This is a genomic window from Nocardioides sp. P5_C9_2 (assembly GCF_054049555.1).
Genome location: NZ_JBFUMD010000567.1, coordinates 1 through 2,237, shown reverse-complemented (window position 1 = coordinate 2,237; position 2,237 = coordinate 1). Strand labels below are relative to the sequence as shown.

3 protein-coding genes are annotated in these 2,237 nt (G+C 71.4%); 1 reads left to right on the top strand and 2 read right to left on the bottom strand.

The features are described from left to right. On the bottom strand, nucleotides 1-1,049 hold a 1,049-nt coding region (locus tag ACXJKL_RS19710; protein ID WP_457208695.1), incomplete at its 3' end, for a glycosyltransferase family 2 protein. A gap of 106 nt (nucleotides 1,050-1,155) precedes the next feature. Further along, nucleotides 1,156-1,413: a WhiB family transcriptional regulator gene (locus ACXJKL_RS19705; protein ID WP_457208694.1), complete on the bottom strand. Its 258-nt coding sequence runs from the start codon at nucleotides 1,411-1,413 to the stop codon at nucleotides 1,156-1,158. A gap of 183 nt (nucleotides 1,414-1,596) precedes the next feature. Between ACXJKL_RS19705 and cofD the strand changes: the two genes are divergently transcribed. Beyond that, nucleotides 1,597-2,237 (top strand): 2-phospho-L-lactate transferase (cofD, locus tag ACXJKL_RS19700; RefSeq protein WP_457208693.1); only part of this gene is annotated, 641 nt, incomplete at its 3' end.

Here is a 2,237-nt window from a genome sequence, read left to right as displayed (position 1 = left end):
GCCACGTCCTGGGCCTGGTTGGTGGCGGCGGCGGCCAGGTCGGTGACCATGTCGAGGCCGTGCCGGTAGGGCAGCCACGGCGGCGCCAGGAGGTGGCGCACGTCGTGCGGCTCCCCGGTACGTCGATCGGCGCGGGCCCGCCGGGCGGCGAGCACCTGGCGCGGCCGCGAGTAGAGCGACAGCACGGCGGCGAGCTCGTCGAGCGCCTCGCCCACCGAGCGCACCGCCAGGAACCCCAGGACCCGGAGCAGGGAACCGAAGAAGAGGCGCACGACCTGCCAGGGCAGGCGCTTCGGGGAGGCGTTGGCCAGCAGCGTGAGCAGGGCGGCGCGCCGCTCCTGGTAGTGGGTGTGGCGTCCGGTGAGGGGGGTGCGCCGCACCCCGCGGTGGGCGGCCTCGGCGTGGAAGACCACGGCCGGCGGCACCACCAGCGTGGTGTGCCCGGCCTCGGCGGCCCGCCAGCCGAAGTCGATGTCGTTGCCGAAGATCGGCAGCTCGGGGTCCAGACCACCCAGCTCGGACAGCACGGTACGGCGTACGAGCATCCCGGCCGTGTTGACCGCCAGCACCGGGCGCACCTCGTCGTGCTGGCCCTGGTCGTACTCGCCGCGCTCGAGCCCGGTCTCGCGGTGACCGGTGCCGGTGATGGTCAGGCCCACCTCAAGGAGACGCTTCAGCGACGGCCACTCGCGCAGCTTCGGTCCCAGGATCGAGGCCTCCGGGTGCTCCTCGGCGACCCGCAGCAGCTGCTCGAGCGCGTCCGGGGCGGGCAGGCTGTCGTCGTGCAGCAGCCACACCCACTCGCCCTCCACCTCGGGCACGTGCTCGAGCGCGTGAGCCACGGCGGCGGGATAGCTGGTCGAGCCGGGCACCTCCAGGACGGCTTCGTCCTCGAGCACCCCGCGGAGCAGGTCGACGCTCTCGTCACGGCTGCCGGTGTCGACGGCGATGGCGCGGTCGACGGGGCGCGTCTGCGCCTCCAGCCCCTCGAGGACCGGCGGCAGCCACCGCGCCCCGTCATGGCTGACGAGAAGCACGGTGACGGTCACCGCAGCACCCTAGCGAGGGCCCGGTGAGGCCCGAAAACCTCGCTGGCACCGCCCCAGAAATGCGCGACGGGCCCGCTTGATCAGCGGGCCCGGGGCGCCTCGTGCATCAGACTGCGCGCTTCTTGAGCTTGCGGCGCTCCCGCTCGGAGAGGCCGCCCCAGATCCCGAAGCGCTCGTCGTTCATCAAGGCGGACTCGAGACAGTCGTCTCGCACCTCGCAGGTCAGGCAGACCTTCTTGGCCTCCCTGGTGGATCCACCCTTCTCCGGAAAGAAGGCCTCCGGGTCGGTCTGCGCGCACAGGGCGCGGTCCTGCCAACCCTGCTCTTCGGCTTCCGGCTCAAGGAGAAACAGTTCTGCTCTCATGGCTTTCGCCCTTTCGACCCTCGTGATGGAGCTCCTCGTCCCCGCGGGAAGAACACTGTGGGAGAAGAACACTGTGGGAATTACATGCCTGTCGTACGAGGAAGTCAAGCCCAGATCTGATATGGCCCGAACGGGCCATCAGGCCCCCCGATCGGGCGATCCACGGTAGGGCAAGGTATTCGCATGCAGAAGATCTCCGTGCTCTCCGGTGGTATGGGTGGAGCGACGTTCGTGCGTGGCCTCCTCCACGGGATCCGCACCGGCGCACTCCCCGGCGTGGCACCCGACGCGGAGGTGACCGTGGTCGCCAACACCGCCGACGACCTGTGGGTCCACGGCCTCAAGGTCTGCCCCGACCTCGACACAGTCATGTACACCCTCGGGGACGGCATCGACCCGGACCGCGGGTGGGGACGCCGCGACGAGACGTGGAGCACCAAGGAGGAGCTCGCGGCGTACGGCGTGGAGCCCACGTGGTTCGGTCTCGGCGACCGCGACATCGCCACCCACCTGGTGCGGACCCAGATGCTCGAGGCGGGCTTCCCGCTCTCCGCGGTGACCACCGCCCTGTGCCGGCGCTGGCAGCCGGGGGTCCGCCTGCTGCCGATGAGTGACGACCGGGTGGAGACCCACGTCGCGATCGCCGACCCCGACGAGCCGAGCGGCCGCCGGGTCGTGCACTTCCAGGAGTACTGGGTGCGCCTGCGGGCCGAGGTGCCGGCCGAGGCCGTGATCGTGGTCGGCCAGGACTCCTCGGCCGCCGGGCCGGGCGTGCTCGAGGCCATCGCCGGGACCGACCTTCTCGTGCTGCCCCCCTCCAACCC

Coding starts and splice junctions, on each gene's coding strand:
- ACXJKL_RS19705 (WP_457208694.1), bottom strand. CDS start 1,413: ATGAGAGCAGAACTGTTTCTCCTTGAGCCGGAAGCCGAAGAGCAGGGT.